Below are 21,468 nucleotides of genomic sequence, written 5' to 3'. Positions count from 1 at the left end.
GCTCGGGCGACCGAGGTCGAAGCGGCCAGCGGCGCGACGGTTCGTAGTACCGGTTAGAGGTAGTCGTCGACCGGAGTGCCGGGCGCGAATTGGTTGGCTGAGGCTTCGGCCGCGGCTCGTAGTTCTTCCGGAGTGACCAGGCCGGAGTCTCGGAGCACCTTCACCCATTCACGGATCGACGCCTTGTTGAACTCGATGACCTCGGGAGAGTTGGCCATCTGCTGAGGGTCGTCGGTCTCCTTGAGCTTGCCTTCGACGTACAGGGCCACGCCGAGCAGCGCGCCGTCCCACCCGGGGCCGACGTACAGCGCGCCGCTGGGACCGCCGAAGTCGGCCGGCACCGAGTGGTCCATCTGGAGCTCCGTGGTGTCGTCGCCCGCGCCTGGGGACAAGCGGATCTCGACCAGGCTGGCCGGACCGCCGAAGCTGACCTTGAAGCGGTCCGGCGGCTCGCACTCGAGGATTTCGCCGCCTGCGTTGCCTTCCAGCTGGAAGCTGCCGCCGACCTTCAGCTCGCCGGTGATCGGCATGAACCAGCGGCGGATCCGGTCGGGGTCGGTCAGCGCGTCCCAGACGTCCTCGACTTCTGCTTGATAGGTACGCCGGAGCGTCACCCGCACCTCCTCGCCGGTCTTGCTCACCTGGCGCTGGATCGCGTTGATGTGCTCGAGGATGTCGATCACCTGTCGGCCTTTCTGCTGCGGTTTGCGTCTGTGCCGGTCAGGTTGCCAGGCTTGACTTATATAAGTCAAGCCTGAAATAGGTGTCCCCAGGTCGGTGATTGGGTCGTCGGAGCGGGCGTGGTCGGGTGCATCTTCTCTGGTGACAGCGAATCTGCGACTTGAAAGGAAGGTGACCGGCATGAGCGTCAACGAGACCACGGTGACGGTGATGGGCTGGGTCGGCGGCGAGATCAGCTACCGGGAGGTGTCGGGCGGCTTCGGGGTGGCCAACTTCAGGATCGGTACGACGCCACGGCACTTCGACAAGACGGTCGGCGGCTGGGTCGACCGGCCGACCACCTGGTTCCAGGTCGAGTGCTGGAAGGCGCTGGCCGAGAACGTGCGCAAGTCCGTCCAGCGCGGCCACCCGGTCCTGGTCACCGGCCGTTTGAAGACCACCGAATGGGTCGACGCCGAAGGAGTCACCAAGACCAAGACGGTGATCGACGCGTTCTCGGTCGGCCATGATCTGGCCCGCGGCACCACCGCCTTCACCAAATCACCACGACGGCCGTATTCGGCCGATATCAGCTCCCTCGACCAGGACCCCACCGAGTCCGGCGAAGAAGGCGCCCCCGACTTCTACCCGGGCAACGCCAACGACCCCTACGAACCCGACTCCCAAGCCGCATGAGTCGCCCACCCGACGATGCCGTCGTCCGCCCGCGTCCGGCGCTGGGCGGCCGGCGACGGCGTGCGAGCAACCAACACTCGATTCCTCACCTGGCTGTCGCGCCGCTCCAGGTTCAGGAGACTTGTGCGCCGTATGCGGTCGCCGGCCGCGGGTGCACCTCAAGCGGAAGCAGGTTGGCATTGCGTGCGGGGTCGCGTCCGGCGACGGCGCACGTACCTCGCCTGATCCCGCGGGTGACGCCGGTTGGGTTTGGGCGGGGGTGTGCACATAGGCTCTGGGGTATGGCGGAATTCATCTACACCCTTCGCAACGTCCGGAAAGCGCACGGCGACAAGGTCGTTCTCGACAACGTCACGCTGAACTTCCTGACCGGGGCGAAGATCGGCGTGGTCGGGCCGAACGGTACCGGCAAGTCCTCGCTGTTCAAGATCATGGCCGGGCTGGACCAGCCCTCCAACGGTGAGGGGCGGCTGGCCGAAGGTGCGACGGTGGGGATCCTGCTGCAGGAGCCGCCGCTGACCGAGGGCAAGACGGTGCTGGAGAACGTCGAGGAAGGCGTCGGCGACACCAAGGCGAAGCTGGACCGCTTCAACGAGATCTCCGCCGAGCTCGCCGACCCGGACGCGGACTACGACTCGCTGCTCGCCGAGATGGGTGACCTGCAGACCGAGCTCGATCATCGCAACGCGTGGGACGTGGACGCGCAACTGGAGCAGGCGATGGACGCGCTGCGCTGCCCGCCGGCCGACGCGATCGTGGACAACCTGTCCGGTGGCGAGCGCCGCCGGGTGGCACTGTGCAAGCTGCTGCTGCAGCAGCCCGATCTGCTGCTGCTCGACGAGCCCACCAACCACCTCGACGCCGAGTCGGTGCTGTGGCTCGAGCAGCACCTGCAGAAGTACCCGGGTGCCGTCCTGGCGATCACCCACGACCGGTACTTCCTGGACAACGTCGCCGAGTGGATCCTGGAAATGGACCGCGGCAAGACCTACGGGTACGAGGGCAACTACTCGAAGTACCTGGAGACCAAGCAGCAGCGACTCGTGGTCGAAGGCCAGAAGGACGCGAAGCGGCAGAAGATCCTGGAGCGCGAGCTCGAGTGGGTCCGGTCGAACGCGAAGGCGCGGCAGACCAAGAGCAAGTCCCGGCTGGCCCGGTACGAGGAGCTCGCCGCCGAGGCCGAGCGGTCCAAGAAGCTGGACATCGACGAGATCAACATCCCGGCCGGTCCCCGGCTGGGCAGCACGGTGCTCGAGGTCAGCAAGCTGGAGAAGGGCTTCGGCGACCGCAAGCTGATCGACAGCCTGAGCTTCTCGCTGCCCCGCGCAGGCATCGTCGGCATCGTCGGTCCGAACGGTGTCGGCAAGTCGACGCTGTTCCGGATGATCGTCGGTGAGGAGACCCCGGACGCCGGTTCGCTGAAGCTGGGCGAGACGGTCCGGATCTCGTACGTCGACCAGTCGCGCGGCGGCCTGGATCCCAAGAAGACGGTCTGGCAGCAGGTATCGGACGAGCTCGACTACATCAAGGTCGCCAACTTCGAGATGCCAAGCCGGGCGTATGTGGCGTCGTTCGGGTTCAAGGGCCCGGACCAGCAGAAGCCGACCGGCGTCCTGTCCGGTGGTGAGCGGAACCGGCTGAACCTGGCGCTCACGCTGAAGATGGGCGGCAACCTGCTGCTGCTCGACGAGCCGACCAACGACCTGGACGTCGAAACGCTGCAGTCGCTCGAGGACGCGCTGCTCGAGTTCCCGGGCTGTGCCGTGGTGATCTCCCACGACCGGTGGTTCCTGGACCGCGTCGCGACCCACATCCTCGCCTGGGAAGGCACCGACGAGGACCCGTCCAAGTGGTTCTGGTTCGAAGGCAACTTCGCCGCCTACGAGGCGAACAAGGTCGAGCGCCTGGGTGCGGAAGCCGCCCGCCCGCACCGAGTCACCTACCGCAAACTCACCCGCGACTGATTCACTCGGCTCCCACCGAGCTGCCCTACATCGTTCGCACCCACGGCACCACCCGCGGTTCGTCGTACGAAGACACCCACGAAACCCCCGAACAGCAACCTGTGCGGGGGTTTCGCATATCGAGGGTGAGCAACCCCATCCGAGCGGCATCCGTGGGGCGGGCTCGGGCGATGGCGGTGAGGTGTGGGCATTTGGGGCCGCGGTGTGGGGCAGAGGGTGCCGGCGAAGGGGTGGCGGTGTCGGCGAAGCCGCCGGCTGGGGTCGGTCAGCGTGGGCGGGGAAGCTGGGCGACGGTGTTGGGCGAAGGGGTGCCGGCGCGGGCGAAGGGGTGGCGGTGTGGGCGAAGCCCAATAGGTGGTGTCAGTGGGCCCGGGTGGGGGAGTCGGGCGGCGGTGTGTGCAAACGGGCGATGGTGTCGCGGGGAGGGGCGGTGTGGGCGAAGCCTCGCTACCGGCGCCAGTAAGCGTGGGTTGGGGAGTCGGGCTGCGTCGGCCGAAATGGTGGCGGTGTCGGGCGAAGCTGCTGCGGTTCGACCACCACCGACGACGGCTGGGGCGCCTCGGCGGTGGTGGTGTCGGTGATGGGGTGGCGGTGTGGGTTAAGGAGTGGGTTCGGCCGCCCGTCGGTGGGGTTAGTGGGTGTGGGTGGGGGAGCCGGGTGGGGGCTTGATGGTGGGGACGATCAGGATTGCTAGTAGGGCGGCCGCAGCGGCTGTGATGGTGGCGGCGGTGAAGGCGTGGGTGAAGCCGTTGGTGCTGGTTCCGGCGATGCTTGGGGCGGCGATGCTGGAGACTGTGGCGACGCCGAGTGCGGCGCCGAACTCGTGGAACGTGCTGAGCAGGCCCGACGCTGTGCCGGCCTCGTGGTGCCCGACCTGGGCCAGGGCGGTGGTCGACGAGGCGACGAACGCCGCACCAACTCCAGCCGTGCCGACACCGATACCGACCACCACCATGACCGGGCCGATCCAGAGCGCCGCGATCGCAGTGCCGGCGGCGGTGATCAGCAGCCCGCTCACGGCGACCGCGCGAGCGCCTGCGACTGCGATGAGGTGTCCTCCCAGCTGGGCCCCGATGATTGTCGCCACTGCGACCGGCAAGAACAGCAGTCCGGTGCGCAGGGCGCCGTAGCCCTCGTGGTGCTGGAGGTAGAACGAGCCGAGGAAGAACATGGCGATCATCAACGCCGTCGCCACCAGGATCAGGAACGTCCCCGAGGCGACCGGCCGGCGGGTCAGGATCCGCAGATCCATCAGCGGCGACTTCACAGCGCGCTGCACCACGGCGAATACGGCGTACAGCAGGATTGCCAGGCCTAGCGTCCCGAGCGTTCTGCCGCTGAGCCAGCCTCGGTCACCGGCGTTGATCAGCGCATAGATGGCCGTACCGGTGCCCGCGGTGACCAGCAACGCTCCCGGCACGTCCAGGCGTGCTCGCGGTCCGGTGGGCAGATCGGCCGGCAGAGTTCGGCTCAGCGCAATGAAGACCGCGATGCCGATCGGCACGTTGATGTAGAAGACCCACTGCCAGCCAGGTCCCGCGGTCAACAGCCCGCCGAGGAGTACGCCGATCGCCGAGCCGCCACCGCCGAGAGCCGACCAGATGCCGAGAGCCTTGTTGCGCTCGGGGCCGTGGAAGGTCTTGGTCACCATCGACAGCGCGGCCGGAGACAGCATCGCGGCACCGATGCCCTGGGCGACCCGCCCGCCGATCATGGTCGGGGCATTGCCGGCGATGCCGGTGACCAAGGAGGCGGCCGTGAAGAGGAGCAGGCCGGTGAGCACGACCCGGCGAGCGCCGAACAAGTCGGCCGTCCGGCCGCCGAGCAGCATCAGCCCACCGAACATCAAGGTGTAAGCGCTCACGACCCACGTCAACGTGTCGCGCGCCAGGCCGAGGTCGGCACCGATGTGCGGCAGCGCGATCGCGACGACGGTGACGTCCAGGATCAGCATGAACTGCGCGACCCCCAGCATGGCGAGCATGCGCCAACGCCGGGGATCGGCAGCCACGGGGCCGGTCTCGGCGACGGTTCGTTCGGACACGGCGACACCTCCAATTCGTACAGCAGTGTATGAGTTATCTGCGCTACAGTAACTCGTACACTGGTGTTCGACAAGAGGAGGTCGGGTGGCCGCGACGCGCGAGAAGACGCCGGCGAAACGAGCCGACGCGCAGCGCAGTATCGAGGCGATCCTCGATGCCGCGGTCCGCTGTTTGAGCCGGAATCCGGACGCCAGCGTCAGCGAGATCGCCAAAGCGGCCGGCGTCGGGCGGGTGACTGTCTACGGCCATTTCCCCAACCGTGCGGACCTTGTCGACGCGGCGCTGAGGCGTGCCGTCGAGGAGGGGCACGCGGGCCTGGATGCAGTGGACCTGGAAGGCGACCCGCGAGAAGCACTCGCTCGCCTGATCGTCTCCAGTTGGCAGTTGGTGAGCCAGTCGCGGTTGCTGCTGATCGCAGCTCAGGACGTCCTTCCGCCCGGCAGGATCCGTGAGCTGCACGCCGGACCGGTCGAGCGGATCGAGCGCCTCGTGGAGCGCGGCCGCGACGAAGGAGTGTTCCGCGTCGACCTTCCGACCACCTGGCTGGTAGGCGTCATGCACAGCGTGATGCACGGCGCGGCCGACGAGATCAACGCGGGCCGCTTGACGCAGGACAAGGCCGCCGGGTACATCAGCGCCACACTCCTGGCCGCCTTCGCGCCTCCGGCTCAGCTTCCCCGGAAGTAGCCGCGCGGGTTCAGGAGGCGGGCTCGGCGTTGGCGATGGCGTCGGCGAGGAAGTCTGCGATGACCCGGAGGTCGTGGTCCGAGCGGGCCGCCAGAACGGCTTGCAGACGGCGGCCCTGCTCCTCGTAGAGGGGAGCGAGCTTGTCCTGGATGGCCTCGAAGGACGGCGTGACGAGGACTTTGCGGCGGTCGTGGGGGTCGGGTTCCCGGGTGATGAGGCCGAAGGACTCCAGGCGGTCGATCACACCGGTGACGGTGCCCGAGGTGAGGTTCGTGTACTCGGAGAGCTGCCGCGGCGTGAGTGGACCGTGTGACTGCAGCAGCGTCATGAACTGGGAGTCGCTCGCGCCCAGGCCGAGCTTGGCCGAGACAGCGTGGTTGAACAGGATCACCTCCGCGATGAAGCGAACCATCCGCTCCTGCAGCTCAGCGGTGAGTTCTTCTCGGGTGCTCATCACGACCTCCTCGAATCCAGGCTTGCATTTCTCTCGGATCTCCAAGATACTCGGATTACCGAGATACTTGAAGAACCGAGAGAACTGATCTTAGAGGAGTTGAGCGGGATGAAGGTGCTGGTGATCGGCGGCGGGACCGGCGGACTCGCGCTGGCGCACGGCCTCAAGCGGGCCGGCATCGGCGTGACCGTGTTCGAGCGCGACGTACTGCGAACCGACGGGCTGCACGGCTACCGGGTGGGCATCGACCCCGACGGCAGCCGGGCGCTGAAGGCGTTGCTGCCCAGCGACCTGTACGACACGTTCGTGGCCACCAAGGCCCGCGACCCGAAGTACTTCAACATGCTGACCGAGGACCTCAAGGAGGTGCTCTCGCTGGAGATCCCGGCCTCGACCGACCCGGTGGAGAGCGAGAAGTCGATCAGCCGGATGACGCTGCGCCAGGTGCTGCTGACCGGCCTGGAGGACGTCGTCGAGTTCGGCAAGGAGTTCGTCCGCTTCGAGCAGCACGGCGACAGCGTCACGGCGTACTTCGCGGACGGGTCCGAGGCGACCGGGGACCTGCTGGTGGCGGCGGACGGATCGGGCTCGCGCGTACGCCGGCAGTACCTGCCGCAGGCGAAGACCGAGGAGACCGGGATCATCGCGATCGCCGGCAAGCTCCCGCTCACCGAGGAGAGCGGCAAGCTCGTTCCGCCGAAGGTGTTCGAGGGCATCTCGATGGTGTTCGCCCCGCTCGGGCTGTCCTGCATCATTCACGTGATGGAGTTCCAGTGGGACCACGACGGCAAGGTCAAGCAGGGGATCGGCGGCAACACCGAGGAGCTGATCCGGCAATGGCCGGGGCTGCAGTTCGACAACACCCGCGACTACATCAACTGGGGACTGTCGGCGGCTGCGGACAAGTTCCCGGCCAACGTGATGGACCTTCGCGGTCAGGAGTTGGTCGACCTGGCGCTCCAGCTCACCCCCGGCTGGCACCCGAACCTGCGCCGCCTGATGGAGCTGACCGATGTGGGCACCTGCTTCCCGGTGAACATCTGGACCTCGGTGCCGCTGGACCCGTGGCCGAGCAGCAATGTGACGCTGCTGGGCGACGCCATTCACACCATGACGCCGGGTCGCGGCGTCGGTGCGAACACGGCGCTGCGGGATGCTCTGCTGCTGTGCCGCAAGCTGATCGACGTGCGGGACGGGCGTACCGGGCTGGTCGCGGCTGTCGGTGAGTACGAGGCGAAGATGATCGAGTACGGGTTCGACGCGGTGCTCAAGTCGCGCGAGCAGATGAGCGCGAACGACCCGATCCACAAGCCCCTGATCGGCCGGGTCGTGCTGGCGGGGATGCGGACCTCGATGCGCCTGGTCAATCACGTGTCCCCGGTGAAGCGCCGGATGCGCGACAAGATGCTGGCCTTCCGCGGCGCCGACCGCGACGAGGCCGCCTTCGAGATCACCGGCCCGAGCCACTCCGAGGCAGCCCGGGCCAACCCGAGCTAGCCGGAGACCGCGGCAGCCCGCGCCAATCCGCGCTGACCCGAGCCAGCCGGAGTTAGCTGGAGACCGCGGCGATCCAGGCGTCGGCGAGGATGCGCTGGCCGGCGTACGTCGGGTGGATACCGTCCCAGATCCAGTGCTCAGCAGGAGCGCGCTTGGCGGCGGCATCCAGGGCCTGCTGGAAGGGCACGAAGGTTGCGGAGTAGCTGGCGGCCAGCTCGCGCACGATACCGGCGTACGTCGTGACGAGTGCGGCCCAGGTCTCTCGTACTTCGGGCCGCGGGCTGGTCGGCAGGTAGAACGGCTCGCCGAGCACCAGGCGTACAGACGGCAGTGCTTCGCGAGTCCGCTCCAGCAAAGCCCCGTACGCCGACCGGAAGGCGACCCCGGAACTGTCGTCCGATTTCCCGTCCATCACTTCGCCGACGTCATTCACGCCGACCAAGATGCTCAGGACATCGGGCCGGTGGTGGAGCGCATCCGGCTGCCAGCGAGCGGAGAGATCCGCGATTGTGTCACCGCTGACGCCACGGTTCACGAACTGCCAGCCGCGCTCGGGGTAGCGCGCGGCCGCTTCGGCGGCGATCAGGAACGGGTACGAATGCCCGAGGATGTGGTTGGGGTCCTCCGAAGGTCCGCGTCCGCCGTGCGTGATCGAGTCACCCTGGAAGACGACGAGGGATCCCGCCGCCACCAGGGCTTCGGACAAGCTCAACGCTGGCCGATGTGTTCCGAGACGGCGTCGAAGACCCGGCCGACCGCGGCGAAGTCGTCCGGCGAGGCCAGGTCGACGAGATTCTCGCGGACGCCCTCCACGTGGTACGGCGCGGCCTGCTCCAGCAGCGACATGCCGGCGTCGGTGAGCTCGGCCCAGACGCCTCGCTTGTCGCTTTTGCAGGACGTCCGGCGGACCAGTTCGGCGGCTTCGAGCCGGCCGACGGTGTGGGTCAGGCGGGAGCGGCTCTGGTGCAGCCGGTCGGCGAGCTCGGCCATCCGCAGCCGCCGGTCGGGTGCCTCGGACAGTCGGACCAGGATCTCGTAGTCGTTGATGCCCAGGCCGAACTGGCGCAGGTCGTCATCGAGCTTGGCCATCAGGCGCGCAGTGCCCAGCAGGTACGCGCGCCACGCCACCTGCTGTTCGGAGTTCAGCCACCGGGTCCCAGTCGTCATCGTCACGGCACCAGTGTACCGGGAATGTAGTTGACTTTTAAACCGTTACTGTCTACTGTCGTAGCAATCGTTGAAATTTTAACATCTCCGATGCTGCGTCGCCCCCGACCAGACATTGCCCCCTTGAGAGGAACCAGTAATGAGCGAGACCGCGACCGCCACCAACACCATCCCCGGCCTGGTGACCGGCACGTACGCGCTGGACGTTGCACACAGCGAGATCGGCTTCACCGTTCGTCACCTGATGACCAAGGTCCGTGGCACCTTCCAGGAGTTCAGCGGCGAGATCGTCGTCAAGGACTCGCTGGAGGAGTCGACCGCCAACGTGAGCGTCGAGCTGGGCTCCGTGCACACCCGCAACGCGCAGCGCGACGGGCACCTGAAGTCCGGTGACTTCTTCGACGCCGAGAACAGCCCGAAGATGACGTTCGTCAGCACCGCCTTCAAGCCCGAGGGTGACGACTACATCCTCGCCGGCGACCTGACCATCAAGGACGTCACCAAGCCGATCGAGTTCGCCGTCGAGTTCCTCGGCGTCGAGCAGAACGCCTACGGCCAGACCATCATCGGCTTCGAGGCCTCCAGCTCGATCAGCCGCAAGGACTGGGGCATCGACTTCAACGTGCCGCTCGAGGGTGGCAAGCTGCTGATCGGTGACAAGGTCGACATCCACCTCGACGTCCAGGCTGCCCTGCAGGCCTGATCTTCCGTACGCCGGTACGCCGCTGAGCCGAGTCTCGCGGTGAACTGAAAGGCCCCGAGCCTCCCGAATCTGGGAAGCGCGGGGCCTTCGGCTTTTTCTAGGCCTGCACCATCCGAAGCGCCAGGTCGGCGTACAGTGCGCCGAGCTCGGCCGGATCCTGGCGGGACGGTGAGTACCAGCGGGCCACGTCGATCGACAGCGAGAGCACCGCAAGCGTCGTACCGTGCAGGTCGTCCACCGCGAACGACCCATCGGCCACACCGTCGGCCAGCACCTGCTCGATCATCGCCGAGATCGCCCGCCGAATCGTCGCCACCTCCGCGAAATGCTCAGGACTCAGCGCCGCCAACTCGTACTGCACTACCCGGGCAATCGTGTGATGCTCCGCATGCCAAGCAGTAAACGCCGAGACCATCGCCCGCAGCCGATCAGCCGGCGCCGCGCCTGAGTCGGCCTTCGTCAGGATTTCGAGGGCTGCTTGGTGGCCGTAGAGGCTTATTTCGAAGAGGAGGCGTTCTTTGGAGGGGTAGTGGACGTAGAGGGCGGCGGGGCTCATGCCGGCTCGGGAGGCGATGTCGCGGGTGGTGGTCGCCTGGAAGCCGCGTTCGGCGAAGGCGTCGATGGCGCCGGTGAGGAGCCGCCGGGCGGCGGGGGGCTGGACATGCTCCCAGACGAGGGGACTGGTGACTGCGGACACGTTGACACCCTGCCCTAGATTGGTAAAGCTAAGCAAGCGCTTAGTGACCACGGAAAAAGCCAGCACAGCGCCAGCACTGAGATCGGGAGGCCCCAACGATGGACCGCATCATCTTCGGCGAGGATCACCACGCCTTCCGAGCCAGTGCGAAGGAGTACGCCGACCGGTCGCTGGTGCCGCGGATGGAGAAGTTCCTCGAGGAGAAGACGATCGAGCGCGCCGCCTGGCTGGAAGCCGGCAAGCAGGGCTTCCTCGGCCTCGACGTACCGGAGGAGTACGGCGGTTCGTCGGTCGGGGACTACCGGTTCAACGCGGTGTTCGCCGAGGAGGTCTCCAAGGTCTCCGCCTCGCTGTCGAGCTGCTTCGGCATCCACTTCGACTGCGCCGCGCCGTACCTGGTGGATCTGGGCACCGAGGAGCAGAAGCAGCGCTGGCTGCCGAAGTTCTGCTCCGGTGAGCTGATCGCCGCGATCGGGATGACCGAGCCGTCCGGCGGGTCCGACCTGGCCGCGCTGAAGACGACCGCGAAGAAGGCCGACGGCGGCTGGGTGGTGAACGGGTCGAAGACCTTCATCACCAACGGCGACATGGCCGACCTGACCATCACCGCCGCCCGGACCGACCCGGGCAAGGGCGCCAAGGGCATCACCTTGTTCGCGATCGAGGAGGGGATGGAGGGCTTCGCCCGCGGCCGCAAGCTGGACAAGGTCGGCCAGACCGAGTCCGGTACGTCGGAGTTGTTCTTCGAGGACGTCTTCGTCCCCGACGAGAACGTGATCGGCGAGGTCGACCGCGGCTTCATCCACATGATGGAGCGCCTCGCCCAGGAGCGGGTCGGCGCGGCGGTGTCGAACATCGCGCACGCCACCCAGATCCTCGACGAGACGATCGAGTACGTGAAGCAGCGCAAGGCCTTCGGCCAGCCGGTCGGCTCGTTCCAGTACAACAAGTTCGTGCTCGCCGAACTGGTCACCAAGGCCGAGGTCACCCAGGCGTACGTCGACAACGCGATCGTGGCGCACGACGAGGATCGGCTGTCCGCGGTCGACGCGGCCAAGGCGAAGTGGTGGAGCGCGCAGATCCAGAACGAGATCCTGGACGCGTGCGTCCAGTTGCACGGCGGCTACGGCTACATGAACGAGTACCGCGTGGCCCGTGCGTGGCGCGATGCCCGGGTGACGAAGATCTGGGCCGGTAGCAACGAGATCATGAAAGAGCTGATCGGAAGAGACCTCGGGCTCTAGCAAGAACTCGTCCTCCATCGGCGGAATCCCTGAGAAAGAAGGCCAAAGTCATGCCCGAAGCAGTCATCGTCTCCACCGCGCGGTCGCCGATCGGCCGGGCCGGCAAGGGTTCGCTGAAGGACATCCGCCCGGACGACCTGGCCGTCCAGCTGATCAAGGCGGCCGTCGACAAGGTGGGCCTGACCGGGGACCAGATCGAGGACCTGATGGTCGGCTGCGCGGAGCCGCACGACGAGCACGGCGGCAACATGGCCCGCCGGATCGCCGTACAGCTCGGCTGGGACAACACCCCGGCGACCACGATCAACCGGTTCTGCGCGTCGTCGACGCAGACCGCGCGGATGGCCTTCCACGCGATCAAGTCCGGTGAGGGCGACATCTTCGTCAGCGCCGGCGTCGAGTGCGTCTCGCGGTACAAGAACTTCGGGTCCGCGGGAGTCGGCGACCCGAGCTCGTTCAACCAGGAGTTCGCCGACGCGGTCCAGCGCACCGAGAAGTACGCCGAGACCAACGAGACCTGGCACGACCCGCGCGAGGACGGCCTGATCCCGGACATCTACATCTCGATGGGCCAGACCGCGGAGAACGTGGCGACGCTGAAGGGAATCAGCCGCGCCGACCAGGACGCGTTCGGCGTACGGTCGCAGAACCTGGCCGAGAAGGCGATCGGCAACGGCTTCTTCGAGCGCGAGATCACCCCGGTGACGCTGCCCGACGGCACGGTCGTCACGAAGGACGACGGCCCGCGAGCCGGTACGACGCTGGAGAAGGTGAGCCAGCTGCAGCCGGTGTTCCGCCCCGACGGAACTGTCACGGCCGGCAACTGCTGCCCGTTGAACGACGGCGCCGCGGCCGTAGTGATCATGAGCGACACCAAGGCCCGCGAGCTCGGCCTCACCCCGCTGGCCCGGATCGTTTCCACCGGCGTGAGTGGCCTGTCGCCGGAGATCATGGGCCTCGGTCCGGTCGAGGCGACCAAGCAGGCGCTGGCGCGGGCCGGGATGAGCATCGGCGACATCGACCTGGTCGAGATCAACGAGGCCTTCGCCGTGCAGGTGATCGGCTCGGCGCGCGAGCTCGGCATCGAGGAGGACCGGCTGAACGTGCACGGCGGTGCGATCGCGCTCGGCCACCCGTTCGGCTCCACCGGCGCGCGGATCATGACCACACTGGTCAACGGGCTGCAGTTCGAGGACAAGCAGTTCGGCCTGGAGACCATGTGCGTCGGCGGCGGCCAGGGTATGGCTGTCATCCTCGAGCGCCTCAGCTGATGAGCCTCAAGGACCGTACGGCGATCGTCACCGGCGCCTCGCGCGGTATCGGACTGGCGATCGCGCAGCGCCTCGTTGCCGACGGTGCCCGCGTCGTGATCACCGGGCGCACGCAGGAGACGCTGGACCAGGCAGTGGAGTCCCTCGGCGGCCGGGAGAACGCACTGGCCGTCGCGGGGAAGGCGGCTGACCCGGAGCATCGTGCGAGCGTCGTGGCCGCCGCGGTGGCGACGTACGGGTCGGTGGATCTGCTGGTGAACAACACCGGCATCAACCCGATCTACGGCTCCCTACTGGACGTGGACCACGCCGTGGCGACCAAGATGGTCGACACGAATGTGCTGGCGACCATCGCCTGGGTGAAGGCCTGCCGGGACGCCTGGATGGGCGTGCACGGCGGCGCTGTGGTGAACGTGTCGTCGGTGGCCGGCCTGTCGCCGTCACCCGGTATCGGCTGGTACGGCGCGACCAAGGCGATGCTGTCGCGAGTGACGAGCGAACTGGCCGTCGAGTTGGCGCCGGTGATCCGGGTCAACGCGGTCGCACCCGCGGTGGTGAAGACCAAGTTCGCCGGCGCGCTGTACGAGGGCCGTGAGGACAAGGTCGCCAAGGCGTACCCGATGAAGCGGCTCGGCCGTCCCGAGGACGTCGCCTCGCTCGTCTGGTTCCTGCTGTCCGACGAGGCCTCCTGGATCACCGGCCAGACCATCACCATCGACGGCGGCCTCACCCTCAACGGCGGCATCGTCGGCTGACCCCCGGCCCGGCCGGACAAACCAGCCGGGCCGAGCCAGTACTACGGCTTGCGGCCTTCCCAGGCGACCAGCCGGTCGTACGCCGGTGCGTCGTCCGCCACCTCCACCACGGGCCCGAACGGCACGTGCCCACCCCGTGGCTCGGCCGGGATGAACTGCTGCACCAGGGGCAGGCAGTACTCCGCCAGCGACTCGTCGAGCAGGTCAGTGCGCCCGGTCGCCTTCGCGATGTCCCACGAGTGAGTGGTGAGCTCACCCACGTAGGCAGCGATCGCCGCTGCTCCCGGCAGCGTCCCCCACGGCAACTTGCAGGTCACCGCGAGCACAGCCGGGTCGGACAAGGTGTCGTCGAGAACCGCACGACGTTCTTTCCAGGCGCCCGCGAAGTCCGTGATGCCGGGCGTCACGGTCGGGATGGTCAGCGGGTCGCCGCCGGTCAGCGCGAGGTTGATCCGGCCGACGACCGTGACGAGATGGCCGAGCAGTGTGCGTACGTCGTACTCCGGGCACGGCGTCGGCCGGTCCAGGTCGTCGGCTCCGACGGTGTCGATCATCGCCTGGGTCTGGTCCAGGGCGAGCGCGAGCATCGGGCGTGGGTCCGTCACGATTCCTCCAGTAGTTGGTGTGAGTACCACTCTGGCGGCAGATATGGGACATCTTCTGTCTTATATTCGAAGTCATGAGAGCCGATCGCCTGTTGCAGATCATCCTGCTGCTGCAACAGCACCCGCGGCTGAGCGCGCGCGAGCTCGCTGAGCGGCTCGAGGTGTCGCGGCGCACGGTGATGCGCGACATGGAGGCGCTGTCGGCAGCAGGCGTGCCCGTCTACACCGAGCGCGGCCGCAACGGCGGTTGCGTTCTGCTGCCCGGCTACAGGGCTGACGTGAGCGGCCTGACTCCGCGCGAGGCACAGGCGCTGTTCGCGTGGTCCGGCCGCGCATCCCTGTCGGAGGAGCTGGGCCTGCGGGACGCGCTGCAGTCCGCGATGGGCAAGCTGTCGTCGACCCTTCCACTGCAACTGCAGGACGACGCCGAAGCGCTGTCGGGAGCGATCGTGGTCGACCGGCGCCGCTGGTTCGCAGAGGCCGAGGACACCGGCGCACTGCCCGTACTACGTCAGGCGGTGGTGACCCGTCGGCGCGTACGCGTCAGGTATGCCTCGGCGACAGCAGGACGCCCAGTACGCCGTACCGTCGACCCCTGGGGGCTCGTGGAGCAGGCGGGCCGGTGGTATCTCATCGCCGCGCATCGCGGGGTCTCCCGGATGTACAGGGTGTCGCGGATCGAGCAGGTCGACGTACTGGACCAGCCAAGCGAACGGCCGGAAGGCCTTGATCTGCAGGAGGAATGGCAGCGGCTCCGGTCCGGGTTGGAGCGGAGTCTGCCGGCCGGAGTCGACGTGGTGGTCAGGGTGCGACCGGAGCGGGCCGAGTTGGTCAGGCGGATCGCCACGCCCATGCTGGCGAAGGGTGAGCAGGCGCGCGACGTACCGGCGGACGACGAGTGGCCTCATGTCGCCATGCGGTTCCGGGTTCGCGAGGCAGCGTGCGGTGTGCTGCTGGGCTTCGGTGGTGATGTCGAGGTGCTGGAGCCGGCGGACCTCCGCGGCCGGCTCCTCGAGTTGGCATCGGCCGCGGTAGCGACCTACAGCTGAGCGCGGCGGCCGACGAAGCGCTGGCGGACGATGATGTTGCCGTCGGCATCCTCGTCCTCGTTGCGCCAGTTGAAGCCGGTGGGGGAGAGGTCGGTGAACATCCAGCGGGTCTTGGCGGACTTGGGCTCGTTGGCTTCCAGAGTGATGGAGTTGTCGCCGGTGTGCCCGACGAACGTCATCACCAGCGCGTACTTCGGGCCCATCCAGGTCGAGCGGAACGCGTTCAGTTCGGGGTCGTACAGCCGGATCGACAGCCCCCATTCACCGTCGCCGTCGACCTCGCGCCGGGCCCGGCTCGGGGTGATCCAGATGTCGGCCACCGCACGGCCGTCGAGGGCGTAGGCGAAGTGCCATTCGCCCTTGGTCTCCCGGACGACCTGACCGTCGTCGTCGTACCACGAGACGTCGAGGTCCCAGCTGCCGATCAGTGGCGCGAACGGGCTGAGCGCTTGCTCGAACTCCGGTCGCGGCTGCTCGGAGACCATCAATCCTGCCAGTACCGTAGCCGCTTTCACTCCTGTCATGGCGACAGCGTACTTCAGGATCGCGGCAGGAGCGGGCGAATTTACTCCGCTGTCGACAGGACCAGCGAGCGCAGCCGGCCGATGGCCAGAGTGATACCGATGAGGGTGACGGCGACCAGCAGAATCAGCGCGATCGGCAGCTTCACGTCGGACTTCACGTGCGGTGCGTCGGTGAGGTGCTGGACGACCGCCAGCGACCACTGCTGGACGCTGAGCGCCTTGGCGCCGCCGACGTACTGACCCATCACGCCTTCCCACAGCAGCGCGTAGATCAAGCCGATCGTCACCGCGTTGCCGGACATCACCGACAGGGCGGTGAAGATGGCGGTGTAGGCGATCCCGGCGACGAGCGTGCCGGCACCGAAGGCGAGCGCGGTCCGCGGATCGCCGAAGTCCAGGATCAGGCCGGCGATCACCATCGGCACCGCGCCGAGGACGACGATGACCGCGACGGCGACGAGTGCCTTGGTCACGATGATCGTGGATCGCCTGATCGGCTTGCTGAGCAGGTAGACGATCGAGCCGTCGTCGATCTCGGACGCGAGCGCACCCGTTGCCGCGAGCAACGAAACCAGCGGGACGATCACCGCCAGCCCGAACATCTGCAGCAGCGCCGTACTGAACTCGGCCGTGTCGTCGACGGTCAGTGCCAGCAGTACGCACAACGCGAGCATGACGGCCGGCAGGATGAAGAGCAGCAGTCCTCGCCGGTGGCCGAACAGGGTGGACATCGTCAGCCGGGCGATCGTCAGATTCATCGTCAGCGCCTCCCGACGAGGTAGGAGAAGACGCTCTCGAGCGATTCGTCGGTCGGGGCCACCTCGAGCAGCCGGATGCCGAGGTCGCGCGCCAGCGCGGGCACGATCCGGCTGAACCGTTCGAAGTCGGCCACCTGGACCTGCAGCGATCCGGCGGCCAGATCGGCGCCCGACGTACAGGGGTCGCCGATCAGCGCCGAGGCCAGCCGGCGGTCGTCGGAGGAGCGCAGCCGGTAGAGCACCGGCCGGTCCGTCATCAGCGTGCGGATCGCGCGGTAGTCACCGGAGGCGGCGTGCCGGCCGGAGATCACCACCTCGATGTGGGTGGCGACCTGCTGCACCTCTTCCAGGATGTGCGAGCTGAACAACACGGTCCGGCCGTCCGCGCCCATCTTGCGGAGCAGGTCCATCAGGTGCAGCCGTTGCCGTGGATCCATTCCGTTGAACGGTTCGTCCAGCAACAGCACCGACGGTTCGTGTACGAGCGCCGCGGCCATCTTGATCCGCTGCTTCATCCCTTTGGAGTACGTCGAGATGCGGCGCCGCGCCGCGTCGGTCAGCTCGACCGTCGAGATCGCCGCCGTCGTCGCGGCCGCTGGGTTCGACAGGCCCTGCAGTTCGGCGTTGGCCCGGACGAACTGGGCACCGGTCAGCGTGTCGTAGACGGCCTCGGTCTCCGGGACCAGGCCGATGTGGCGGTAGGCGGCCTGGTTCTGCCAGACCGGAACGTCGTCGAGGGTGACGGAACCGGTCGAGGGCGGCAGGAAGCCGGCCATCATCGTGATCAGCGTGGACTTGCCGGCGCCGTTGGGGCCGAGCAGGCCGGTGACGCCCGGACCGATCGTCATCGTGACGTCGTTGACCGCCACCACATTGCCGTACCAGCGGGAGACCTGGTCGATCTGGATCACGCTCACCCGCGGGCCACCTTGGCGTAGCGGGCGTTGACGCCCCAGCAGCAGCCGGCGACCAGCAGGACGTAGACCGCCGCGAAGACCAGCCCCTGCGTCGTGCTCGGCAGCCAGTCGCCGCCGCCGCGCAGGACGAAGGACGACAACACCTCGACCAGGCTGAACGGCGAACCCAGGTTGGCGTACCGGGAAGCGACGTCGCGGTGCGTGCCCTCGGGATCGAGGATCGCGGTGACGACGGTGACGGCTGTGAACGAAACGATCAGGACGGCGATGATCGCCGCGACGGCGAAACCGCGGCGAGGGGTCGCGGCCGCGATCAGGCCGCCGATCGCGGCCAGCAGGATCGACAGCAGCAGCGCGGTGACCAGGCCGCTGAGGAACTCCTTCGTCATCAGCGTGAAGTCGAACTTGGCGAGCAGCGCACCGGCGTACAGGATCACCATCGGCAGGCCCATCAGGACCATCAGCGCGAGCGCCAGCGCGGTCAGCTTCGCCAGCGCGTAGTCCGTGCGGCGCAGCGGCCTGGCGAGGTACAGCACGATCGAGCCGTAGCGCAGGTCCCTGGAGAACAGTTGCGGCGCCTGCGAGGCCAGATACAGCGCGATCACGGCCTGGAGGAAGAAGATGTAGCGCATCTGGGACAGCGGCGGGTTGTCGAACTGCAACGCGTTCTCGATGCCGACCATGATCGCCACCGGCACGACCATCACCGCGAGCAGCAGGATCGGCATCACCTTGGACTTGCCGGAGCGGCCGAGTCCGTAGGCATGCCGCAGGCTGCTCACCGTCAACGCCTGGGTGATCGCGAAGCGGCCCAGCCGGGGGCCGTCGTAGTGCCGGTAACCGATGTCGTGGATGACACCTGCGCCGGGCGGACGCAGCTGATCAGACACTGAAGACCTCTTCCAGCCGGTGGCGATGCTGCTCGATCCGGACCAGCCCGAGCCCGAGCTCGGCCACGGTGTCGCGGACCACGTCGTACGTCTCCTCGCCGGTGATCTCCACCAGGACGAGCGGACCGTCGGGCCTCGCTCGCGCACCGGCCCGGTCGAGCGCTGCCCCGAGCCGATCACGGCCACCGAGATCCCGTACTTCGACAGCCAGTACTCCGGTCTCGCCGGTCAGCGCCGCCTTCGACTCCGAGCGGAGCAACCGGCCACCGTCCAGGACGACGATGTGGTCGCAGACGTGCTCCAGCTCGCCGAGCAGGTGCGAGGTGATCAGCACGGGGATGCCGAACTCGGTGCCGATCCGGCGGACCAGCGCGAGCATCTCGTCGCGCCCGGCCGGGTCGAGCCCGTTCGTCGGCTCGTCGAGCAGGACGAGTTTCGGGTCGTGCGTGAGTGCCTGGGCCAGCTTCACCCGCTGCTTCATGCCGGTCGAGTAGCCACCCATCGGCCGGTAGCGCGCCTCGTCGAGACCGACATGCCGCAGTACGTCGGCAGCCCGCTCGCGGGCCGCGGTCGCCGGCAGGCCGGACATCTGGCCGAGGTGGACGACGAACTCGGTCGCGGACACGTCGGGTGGCAGGCAGTCGTGTTCGGGCATGTAGCCGACGAGCGCTCGGACCGCCTCGCCGCCGGTGACCACGTCGTGTCCCAGCACGATGGCGCTTCCGGCGGTCGGGGCGATCAGTCCGAGCAAGATCTTCAGCAGGGTCGACTTGCCGGCACCGTTGGCTCCGACCAGTCCGGTCACGCCGGACCCCACCTCGACAGTCAGCTCGTCCAGGGCCGTGACGCGCGGATAACGCTTGGTCAACGCTGTGGTCGCGATCACGGGCACCGGGCAACCCTAAGGCCCAGCGCGGTCACCCGTGAATCACGGGCGTCCATCGGCTGTTGCGATCACGTCCCAACTCTCGACGGCCGGTATTTCCATGGCGGGCCGACCGGGTCGCTGGCTAGGGTCCGGACCATGCAGATCAGACCGGCTGTGGCCGCTGACGCCCACGAGGTCGCCCGCCTCCGCCGGGAGACCTTCAGCTACAAGGTGCTGTCGGCCGCGGCCGCCCGGCACATGATCACCGTGCAGTCGCCGGGGGAGCGCTTCCTGGCTCTGGTCGCCGAGTCCGACGGGCGGCTGGTCGGCTGGGGTTCGGCCGGCCTGAACGTCTGGACCAGTGAGGAGGGCAAGGGCAGCATCTCGATCTACGTGCATCCGGACCATCGGCAAGCCGGTACCGGCCGGGCGCTGTCCGATCGGTTGCACGAGCACCTGCAGGAGATCGGTGCGGTCCGGGTGTCCACCAGCGCCACGCCCGACGGGCTGGAGTTCGCGCGGCGCCGTGGCTACGACGGCTCGCGGCAGGTGCACTTCGCCGGCGTCGATCCGCGGGTGCTGCCCGAGCAGCCGGCCACGCCCGACGGCATCGAGTTGGTGACGATCGATCGGCTCGAACCGCGCCAGGTGTACCTGGCCGACTCGATCTCGTCGCTGGACGAGCCGGGCGACTCGCCGCTGGACGCGGTCAGCTACGAGGAGTGGCTCGAGGAGATCTGGAACTCGCCCGGAGCCAACCACGAACTCGGCGTCGCCGCGGTGGCTGGTGACGAGGTGGCCGCCTTCACCATCCTCGAGAGGGACGGCGACCGGGCCTGGTCGGGGATGACCGGCACGATCCCGGCGTACCGCGGCCGTGGGCTGGCCAAGGTGATCAAGTCCGCGGCGCTGCGACGGGCCGCGGCGGCCGGGATCACCGGCGCGTTCACCTCGAACGACGACGAGAACGGCCCGATGCTTGCCATCAACAACTGGCTCGGCTACCGCCGGATCGCCACCGAGCACGGGCTGCAGAAGAAGCTGTGACCCAGGTCAGACCCGGTACGCCGGCCGACGCCGAAGGGCTGCTCGCGCTCAGGAGCGAGGTTCTTCCGTACCGCGTGCTGCGGCTGACCGATCTGCGCACTTCGCTGGAAGACGGTGCCGCTGACAAGCACCACGGTAGCTTCGCGGTCGAGGCCGGCGATCGATTGGTCGGCTGGGCCTCGGCCACGCTCTCGACCTGGTCGCCGGAGCCGGGCGAGTATCACGTGGTCCTCCTGGTGCATCCGGATCACCGCAGGCAAGGAATCGGTACGACGCTGGCCGAGTCGCTGGATGACCTGCTGGTCAAGCAGAACGCCCGACGGGTGGTCGGGAGCGCGACCGACGACGGCATGGATTTCGCCTTGCGGCAAGGGTTCCAGGCCACCGAGGTCGTGCATTACGCGAAGGTCGACCCGCGGCTCGTGCCGGATCCGTCCGCGATACCGGACAGCTTCGAGCTGACCAACCTGGCCGCGCTCGACCTGGAAGCCGCGTACGCCGCGTTCGTGGCCACGGCCGGAGATATCCCGGGCGAGCAGGACTGGAGCCAGCTCCCCCTCGAACTGTTCGAGCGGGAGGTCTGGAACTCGGCCAGTCTCGACCGCGAACTCAGCACGGTGGCAGTTGCCGATGGCAAGATCGCCTGCTTCACCAACGTGCTGACCGACGGCGACCGGCTCTGGACCGATATGACCGGCACGCTGCCGGCGTACCGGGGCAGGGGACTGGCGAAGGTGGTGAAGACGACCTGCCTGCGAGCCGCCGCGGCGGCGGGAATCACCCGTGCCTACACGGTGAACCACGAGGACAACCGCCCGATGCGGGCGATCAACGACTGGCTCGGGTACTCGCGGGTCGCCACGCACACGGGCATGGTGCGGCCGGGCTGACTTCGGACCGCGACTCGGCCGATCTCATGCAGGGGTGCCTTTGGACCAGGTAGGGGTTATCTTCGCCAGAACTTCGGTGA

23 protein-coding genes are annotated in these 21,468 nt (G+C 67.8%); 11 read left to right on the top strand and 12 right to left on the bottom strand.

From position 1 onward, the window contains the following. Positions 1-53: 53 nt before the first annotated feature. Positions 54-683, bottom strand: coding sequence for an SRPBCC family protein (locus EV138_RS06545; protein ID WP_238157985.1), 630 nt, complete (start codon positions 681-683; stop codon positions 54-56). Positions 684-861: 178 nt separating this feature from the next. Between EV138_RS06545 and EV138_RS06540 the strand changes: the two genes are divergently transcribed. Beyond that, positions 862-1,356 carry a single-stranded DNA-binding protein gene (locus EV138_RS06540; protein ID WP_133977518.1) on the top strand — a complete coding sequence of 165 codons (495 nt, stop codon included), beginning with the start codon at positions 862-864 and terminating at the stop codon, positions 1,354-1,356. Positions 1,357-1,637: 281 nt separating this feature from the next. Continuing rightward, on the top strand, positions 1,638-3,320 hold the full coding sequence (gene ettA / locus EV138_RS06535; RefSeq protein WP_133977517.1) for an energy-dependent translational throttle protein EttA: 1,683 nt from the start codon (positions 1,638-1,640) through the stop codon (positions 3,318-3,320). Positions 3,321-3,951: 631 nt separating this feature from the next. Here ettA and EV138_RS06530 read toward each other — a convergent pair. Further along, positions 3,952-5,364 carry an MFS transporter gene (locus EV138_RS06530; RefSeq protein ID WP_369410734.1) on the bottom strand — a complete coding sequence of 471 codons (1,413 nt, stop codon included), beginning with the start codon at positions 5,362-5,364 and terminating at the stop codon, positions 3,952-3,954. A gap of 85 nt (positions 5,365-5,449) precedes the next feature. Here EV138_RS06530 and EV138_RS06525 point away from each other — a divergent pair, with 85 nt between their 5' ends. Beyond that, on the top strand, positions 5,450-6,052 hold the full coding sequence (locus tag EV138_RS06525) for a TetR/AcrR family transcriptional regulator (protein WP_133977516.1): 603 nt from the start codon (positions 5,450-5,452) through the stop codon (positions 6,050-6,052). A 10-nt stretch (positions 6,053-6,062) separates the two neighbouring features. On the opposite strand, the gene EV138_RS06520 is transcribed toward EV138_RS06525, so the two are convergent. Further along, entirely contained in the window at positions 6,063-6,506 is a 444-nt protein-coding gene (locus EV138_RS06520) for a MarR family winged helix-turn-helix transcriptional regulator (protein WP_202866635.1), read from the bottom strand. A gap of 108 nt (positions 6,507-6,614) precedes the next feature. Here EV138_RS06520 and EV138_RS06515 point away from each other — a divergent pair, with 108 nt between their 5' ends. Continuing rightward, the gene (locus EV138_RS06515) at positions 6,615-8,003 is read left to right on the top strand and encodes an FAD-dependent oxidoreductase (protein WP_133977515.1); all 1,389 of its coding nucleotides are present in this window, start codon (positions 6,615-6,617) and stop codon (positions 8,001-8,003) included. 52 nt (positions 8,004-8,055) lie between these two features. On the opposite strand, the gene EV138_RS06510 is transcribed toward EV138_RS06515, so the two are convergent. Next, on the bottom strand, positions 8,056-8,709 hold the full coding sequence (locus EV138_RS06510) for an SGNH/GDSL hydrolase family protein (protein ID WP_166678512.1): 654 nt from the start codon (positions 8,707-8,709) through the stop codon (positions 8,056-8,058). Between the two features lie 2 nt (positions 8,710-8,711). After that, entirely contained in the window at positions 8,712-9,170 is a 459-nt protein-coding gene (locus EV138_RS06505; RefSeq protein ID WP_133981746.1) for a MarR family winged helix-turn-helix transcriptional regulator, read from the bottom strand. A gap of 139 nt (positions 9,171-9,309) precedes the next feature. Here EV138_RS06505 and EV138_RS06500 point away from each other — a divergent pair, with 139 nt between their 5' ends. Then, on the top strand, positions 9,310-9,873 hold the full coding sequence (locus EV138_RS06500) for a YceI family protein (protein WP_133977513.1): 564 nt from the start codon (positions 9,310-9,312) through the stop codon (positions 9,871-9,873). 97 nt (positions 9,874-9,970) lie between these two features. Here the strand turns inward: EV138_RS06500 and EV138_RS06495 are convergent, their stop codons facing one another. Next, positions 9,971-10,570 (bottom strand): TetR/AcrR family transcriptional regulator, encoded by a 600-nt coding sequence (locus tag EV138_RS06495; RefSeq protein WP_133977512.1) that lies wholly within the window; start codon positions 10,568-10,570, stop codon positions 9,971-9,973. Positions 10,571-10,668: 98 nt separating this feature from the next. Between EV138_RS06495 and EV138_RS06490 the strand changes: the two genes are divergently transcribed. Genes EV138_RS06490 through EV138_RS06480 form a run of 3 tightly spaced genes read left to right on the top strand, consistent with a single transcriptional unit; the run spans position 10,669 to position 13,840 of the window. After that, entirely contained in the window at positions 10,669-11,814 is a 1,146-nt protein-coding gene (locus EV138_RS06490; RefSeq protein ID WP_133977511.1) for an acyl-CoA dehydrogenase family protein, read from the top strand. Between the two features lie 50 nt (positions 11,815-11,864). Then, a complete protein-coding gene (locus EV138_RS06485) occupies positions 11,865-13,085 on the top strand; it encodes an acetyl-CoA C-acetyltransferase (protein ID WP_133977510.1) in 1,221 nt (406 codons plus the stop codon). Further along, positions 13,085-13,840, top strand: coding sequence for an SDR family oxidoreductase (locus EV138_RS06480; RefSeq protein WP_133977509.1), 756 nt, complete (start codon positions 13,085-13,087; stop codon positions 13,838-13,840). Before EV138_RS06485 ends, EV138_RS06480 begins: the two co-directional genes overlap by 1 nt. 41 nt (positions 13,841-13,881) lie before the next feature. Here EV138_RS06480 and EV138_RS06475 read toward each other — a convergent pair whose 3' ends face one another. Next, the gene (locus EV138_RS06475) at positions 13,882-14,445 is read right to left on the bottom strand and encodes a TIGR03086 family metal-binding protein (RefSeq protein WP_238157984.1); all 564 of its coding nucleotides are present in this window, start codon (positions 14,443-14,445) and stop codon (positions 13,882-13,884) included. Between the two features lie 74 nt (positions 14,446-14,519). Here EV138_RS06475 and EV138_RS06470 point away from each other — a divergent pair, with 74 nt between their 5' ends. Then, a complete protein-coding gene (locus tag EV138_RS06470; protein WP_133977508.1) occupies positions 14,520-15,494 on the top strand; it encodes a helix-turn-helix transcriptional regulator in 975 nt (324 codons plus the stop codon). On the opposite strand, the gene EV138_RS06465 is transcribed toward EV138_RS06470, so the two are convergent. From EV138_RS06465 to EV138_RS06445, 5 genes are read right to left on the bottom strand one after another with little or no spacing between them, the layout of a single operon-like run. Further along, positions 15,485-16,018 (bottom strand): hypothetical protein, encoded by a 534-nt coding sequence (locus EV138_RS06465; protein ID WP_133977507.1) that lies wholly within the window; start codon positions 16,016-16,018, stop codon positions 15,485-15,487. The genes EV138_RS06470 and EV138_RS06465 overlap by 10 nt on opposite strands. 41 nt (positions 16,019-16,059) lie before the next feature. Further along, positions 16,060-16,776 (bottom strand): ABC transporter permease, encoded by a 717-nt coding sequence (locus EV138_RS06460; protein ID WP_133977506.1) that lies wholly within the window; start codon positions 16,774-16,776, stop codon positions 16,060-16,062. A 2-nt stretch (positions 16,777-16,778) separates the two neighbouring features. Continuing rightward, positions 16,779-17,693, bottom strand: coding sequence for an ABC transporter ATP-binding protein (locus EV138_RS06455; RefSeq protein ID WP_133977505.1), 915 nt, complete (start codon positions 17,691-17,693; stop codon positions 16,779-16,781). After that, positions 17,690-18,583 (bottom strand): ABC transporter permease subunit, encoded by an 894-nt coding sequence (locus EV138_RS06450; RefSeq protein WP_133977504.1) that lies wholly within the window; start codon positions 18,581-18,583, stop codon positions 17,690-17,692. Before EV138_RS06450 ends, EV138_RS06455 begins: the two co-directional genes overlap by 4 nt. Continuing rightward, complete coding sequence (locus EV138_RS06445) at positions 18,576-19,475, bottom strand: ABC transporter ATP-binding protein (protein WP_112239167.1); 900 nt, start codon at positions 19,473-19,475, stop codon at positions 18,576-18,578. The genes EV138_RS06450 and EV138_RS06445 overlap by 8 nt, the downstream gene beginning before the upstream one ends. A 132-nt stretch (positions 19,476-19,607) precedes the next feature. Between EV138_RS06445 and EV138_RS06440 the strand changes: the two genes are divergently transcribed. Both EV138_RS06440 and EV138_RS06435 read left to right on the top strand, forming a co-directional pair. Further along, positions 19,608-20,498, top strand: a complete 891-nt coding sequence (locus EV138_RS06440) for a GNAT family N-acetyltransferase (protein WP_133977503.1) — start codon at positions 19,608-19,610, stop codon at positions 20,496-20,498. Next, positions 20,495-21,388, top strand: a complete 894-nt coding sequence (locus EV138_RS06435) for a GNAT family N-acetyltransferase (protein WP_133977502.1) — start codon at positions 20,495-20,497, stop codon at positions 21,386-21,388. Before EV138_RS06440 ends, EV138_RS06435 begins: the two co-directional genes overlap by 4 nt. Positions 21,389-21,468 lie beyond the last annotated feature (80 nt).

The sequence above is a fragment of the Kribbella voronezhensis genome, assembly GCF_004365175.1.
In the GTDB taxonomy this organism is placed as follows: Bacteria; Actinomycetota; Actinomycetes; order Propionibacteriales; family Kribbellaceae; genus Kribbella; species Kribbella voronezhensis.
The sequence above is the reverse complement of the archived record's forward strand: the minus strand, read 5'-3'. Positions and strand labels throughout refer to the sequence as shown.

Bases quoted from the DNA above. Each gene is read 5' to 3' on its own strand.
- EV138_RS06540 (WP_133977518.1), top strand. From the start codon at position 862: ATGAGCGTCAACGAGACCACGGTGACGGTGATGGGCTGGGTCGGCGGC.
- ettA (WP_133977517.1), top strand. From the start codon at position 1,638: ATGGCGGAATTCATCTACACCCTTCGCAACGTCCGGAAAGCGCACGGC.
- EV138_RS06520 (WP_202866635.1), bottom strand. From the start codon at position 6,506: ATGAGCACCCGAGAAGAACTCACCGCTGAGCTGCAGGAGCGGATGGTT.
- EV138_RS06515 (WP_133977515.1), top strand. From the start codon at position 6,615: ATGAAGGTGCTGGTGATCGGCGGCGGGACCGGCGGACTCGCGCTGGCG.
- EV138_RS06505 (WP_133981746.1), bottom strand. From the start codon at position 9,170: ATGACGACTGGGACCCGGTGGCTGAACTCCGAACAGCAGGTGGCGTGG.
- EV138_RS06500 (WP_133977513.1), top strand. From the start codon at position 9,310: ATGAGCGAGACCGCGACCGCCACCAACACCATCCCCGGCCTGGTGACC.
- EV138_RS06490 (WP_133977511.1), top strand. From the start codon at position 10,669: ATGGACCGCATCATCTTCGGCGAGGATCACCACGCCTTCCGAGCCAGT.
- EV138_RS06485 (WP_133977510.1), top strand. From the start codon at position 11,865: ATGCCCGAAGCAGTCATCGTCTCCACCGCGCGGTCGCCGATCGGCCGG.
- EV138_RS06480 (WP_133977509.1), top strand. From the start codon at position 13,085: ATGAGCCTCAAGGACCGTACGGCGATCGTCACCGGCGCCTCGCGCGGT.
- EV138_RS06470 (WP_133977508.1), top strand. From the start codon at position 14,520: ATGAGAGCCGATCGCCTGTTGCAGATCATCCTGCTGCTGCAACAGCAC.
- EV138_RS06465 (WP_133977507.1), bottom strand. From the start codon at position 16,018: ATGACAGGAGTGAAAGCGGCTACGGTACTGGCAGGATTGATGGTCTCC.
- EV138_RS06460 (WP_133977506.1), bottom strand. From the start codon at position 16,776: ATGAATCTGACGATCGCCCGGCTGACGATGTCCACCCTGTTCGGCCAC.
- EV138_RS06440 (WP_133977503.1), top strand. From the start codon at position 19,608: ATGCAGATCAGACCGGCTGTGGCCGCTGACGCCCACGAGGTCGCCCGC.